Below are 3,240 nucleotides of genomic sequence, written 5' to 3' on the forward strand. Positions count from 1 at the left end.
AAGCCCTCGGCGACAGTGCGGTCCAAGTGCAGCATCCGCTGATTGGTGAGGTCGCGGCAGCTTTGGGGGCTGTCCCTGCACACCAGGAACGTACCGCCGGTGTACGGGTCGTCGAGGATCTCGACCTCGCGCTGCAGCGCGAACCAGTCCCGGCCGACGTGGCCCTGGTGGTCCTTCTCGCACAGCACGCAGATCGGCACAGTCCATCCGTGGTCGGACAACAGCGCGGTCAGCGCCCGGTCCTCGCTCGCTCGCGGCGTGGTCATCCAGCCGCACGTGCACACCGCGCGATGTCGCTTGCCGACCGGCAAGAAACCATTTGGCAGATGAACACGCGCCACGGTGGGGGTCATCAGATCACCCGCGCCCAGCGCTCATGCGCCGACTGGCGAGTCATCCTGGCCGCCTTGCCGATCGCCTCCCATGACGCGCCCTGCTCGCGAGCGGACCGCACAGCCGCAGCGAGCCGGGACTGCGCGGCGTCGGCCTCGTCTGCGGCGTACCGCACATCGGCAGTGCCGCGAGTCGGTGCGACGTGGACCTCCCATTCCCGCCGCAAAATCAGGTCTTTGTCGGCCTCGTCGAGATCCGCGGTCTCGCTGTAGATCAGGCGCTGCGACAAGTCTTGATCGGCCAGAACGGTGACCCGGGTCCACAGTTCACCGCGCCAGCACTCGCGCGCACCGTGGTGGTTGAGGTCGTGGCAGATCGGCCGCCACCCGATCACCTCGGCATCGGCGCGTGCCTGCCACTCCGAGCCGGGCAGCATGGTGCCGTCCGGGCGGGTGGTCGCGATCGGTCCGGCGCTCCAAGTGCCGCCCGTCATGCCGTCTGCGAACTCGAACGCCACGAAGCCCTCGTGCCCGTCGTCCGTCTGGATGCCCATGATCTCCCCTTAAGCCGTTGTCAGGATGTCCTGACAGTCTATCAGCTGTCAGGACATCCTGACAGCTTTTCGACGACATCCGCCGTGCAGAAATTCCCCGGCTCCTGGGTTCGTCGCCGAACCCCGCTCGCCCCGCGAGCGTCAAAAGGTCCCCCCTTTTGGCATATCTTGCTCACCGGGATCTCACGGTTCGTACTCTCGGAACTTCCGAGCAGGATGACGCGAGCAGGGGAGTCCGCATGCCAGACCAGAGCTTCGAAACCCGATACCGGTCCTACGTGGATCTGCTGAGCACCAGCACTCCGACCATGACCGAACTCGACGCGATCACCCGCCAACTCGGGCGCCTCAACGACGAAGTTGACCAGGCCGCCATCGTTCCGGAGCGGCAGCCGGTGCTGCACGAACTCAAAGAAGAAACGGGCCTCGCACTCGGCGCCGCACTGCACCGGGCGCGCATCGACGACGCATCTGCAGTCGCCGAAGCGATCGGCGCAAACGGATAGACGGTCGAGTCCTTGGTGCGAGCCGGAGCTGCTGCACCATCACTTCCGTTACCTATCTCTATAACTTGCTCTCCAGATCCGCGGTTCGACGCCGAACCCAGCTCGCGCCGCGAGCGGAAAAACCCCCAGGTTTTGCCATATCTTGCTCACCACCACACCACCTCTGCACGCCTTCGCCACCACGAGCAGACATCTGGCATTACGGGATCGCCGAACCGGAGAATTTCGTCGGATTCAAATCCTCCGACGACGGATCGCCCCGGCCTCAAGCAGCGCACCGAGCAGCGTTTCAGTCGCGGTGATCGTGCCAGAGTGCTCCCCGCTGGACAGCTTTCCCTGCCGGGCCTGCTCGGCCAGACCGAGCAACACCTCGCGCGAGCTCCTCGGCGAACTGAGCACCAGCGCCACCGCTTCACGGTGTGCAGCGGCGCGATCGGACGGCGCGGAACTCACCGCCTCGGCTGGCGCCGGGTCAGGTTCACGCGCTGACTCCGTGGCGCTGGCGGCGCGATGGGCCGCCGCCAGCTCGAGGATGAACGGCTTGAGCCGCGAGTGCATCCACTGCTGGGTTCGCGTGATCGGGGGATCATGGCGCATCCGGTACGCCAGCACCCGCAACAGCTTCTCCGTCGACGCCGGGCGCGACAGCACCCGCTCGACCGCGCCATCCGGCGACATCGGTCGACTCCGCTCAATCACGCGGTCGCGGATCTCCTCGTGGATCTCGACCGGTCGGCCGGTGCGCCGAGCGGCTCGACGTTCCTCCGACGACATCCGCCGGCACTCGTCGGAGCACCACAGCCGCGGGCGGCCTCGACCGGTTGTGGGCAGCACATCCGAACCGCAGCGCGGGCAGCTCTTGGTCTCCATATCGGCACACTACCGATTTGAATCCGACGAAATTCCCCAGAATCTCACTGACGGTGGAAGAGGTGTGTACGCGTCGACGGAGCGGATCGGTAGGGCTGCGGTAGATCGCTCGCCGGTAGCCGTAGTCAGTGCTGCGAAGTTGCTGCCGGGCTCGCTACCTCGACCGGCCGAGATCGGTCCGCATGCTTGTGGCTGCGACAGACCGCTTATCGGTCCTTGCCTTGCCCACCCTTTTGGGCGGCCTGCCCCCGCGGCGAGCGGATGTCTTTTCGCGGCCTCGGCCGCGATCTCCCGATCCTGAGCGCTGCTCGGCCTGTGTGGTGTTTGTCCCTCTCGGTGTGGCCTGATGGCGACTCGATCACGACGGCGGCGAGCGTCAAGGGTGGCGCAGCCATCGCGTAGCGACGCCGTAGGCGCCCTTGACGCTCGTTGTCGTCGTGATAGCCATCAAGCAGGCCGCGCCGAGAGGGACACACACCACGCCCCCGCGATGGACCGCGCGACCGCAGGTCGCGATACCCCGATTCGCTCGCGCCGCGCACCGTTCCACCGGAGCAGCTGCACGAGCCAGCGCACCACGCACCCACCGCACACGCGCCACACCGGCCACGCCACCACGAGCAGCCGCGGCCCTAGACCACCGCCTCGCGCACACGACGCCACCACCGTCACCGACTCCCAAAGCACCACGCCCCCAAACCCACCGATGTACTCCCAACGCAACCCATGTCTTTTTCTTTTGTCTTTTTCTTTTTCTTTTATCTTTTTTCTCTTTCTTTTTCTCTTCTATATTTTTGATTTATTCCCCCCACCCCCTTCCACATCTCACTTTCGTTTCACGTAGTGGAAGTGAGATGTGGAAGGGGGTGGGGGGAATGGAGCAAAAATATATGCGCGTAAGCGCAGGTCAGAGCCTTGCATGGTCAGTGCGGACCGCCAAAAACTAGCCACAACTCCTGACACTTATTGTCTCGGCGT

At 64.9% G+C, this 3,240-nt stretch carries 4 protein-coding genes; 1 reads left to right on the top strand and 3 read right to left on the bottom strand.

The window, feature by feature from the left end; translation table 11 throughout:
* Both ACFWUY_RS41040 and ACFWUY_RS41045 read right to left on the bottom strand, forming a co-directional pair.
* Positions 1 to 353, bottom strand: a 353-nt coding sequence (locus tag ACFWUY_RS41040) for a hypothetical protein (protein ID WP_384121964.1), incomplete at its 3' end; no start/stop codon positions are given.
* Entirely contained in the window at positions 353 to 886 is a 534-nt protein-coding gene (locus ACFWUY_RS41045; protein WP_384121966.1) for a hypothetical protein, read from the bottom strand. The genes ACFWUY_RS41045 and ACFWUY_RS41040, both read right to left, overlap by 1 nt.
* A gap of 239 nt (positions 887 to 1,125) precedes the next feature.
* On the opposite strand from ACFWUY_RS41045, the gene ACFWUY_RS41050 reads away from it, so the two are divergent.
* A complete protein-coding gene (locus ACFWUY_RS41050) occupies positions 1,126 to 1,392 on the top strand; it encodes a hypothetical protein (protein ID WP_384121968.1) in 267 nt (88 codons plus the stop codon).
* A 234-nt stretch (positions 1,393 to 1,626) separates the two neighbouring features.
* Here ACFWUY_RS41050 and ACFWUY_RS41055 read toward each other — a convergent pair whose 3' ends face one another.
* Complete coding sequence (locus ACFWUY_RS41055) at positions 1,627 to 2,262, bottom strand: hypothetical protein (RefSeq protein ID WP_384121969.1); 636 nt, start codon at positions 2,260 to 2,262, stop codon at positions 1,627 to 1,629.
* Positions 2,263 to 3,240: the final 978 nt, after the last annotated feature.

The organism is Streptomyces sp. NPDC058664 (genome assembly GCF_042716635.1).
Lineage (GTDB): Bacteria > Actinomycetota > Actinomycetes > Streptomycetales > Streptomycetaceae > Streptomyces.

Bases quoted from the DNA above. Each gene is read 5' to 3' on its own strand.
- ACFWUY_RS41045 (WP_384121966.1), bottom strand. From the start codon at position 886: ATGGGCATCCAGACGGACGACGGGCACGAGGGCTTCGTGGCGTTCGAG.
- ACFWUY_RS41055 (WP_384121969.1), bottom strand. From the start codon at position 2,262: ATGGAGACCAAGAGCTGCCCGCGCTGCGGTTCGGATGTGCTGCCCACA.
- ACFWUY_RS41050 (WP_384121968.1), top strand. From the start codon at position 1,126: ATGCCAGACCAGAGCTTCGAAACCCGATACCGGTCCTACGTGGATCTG.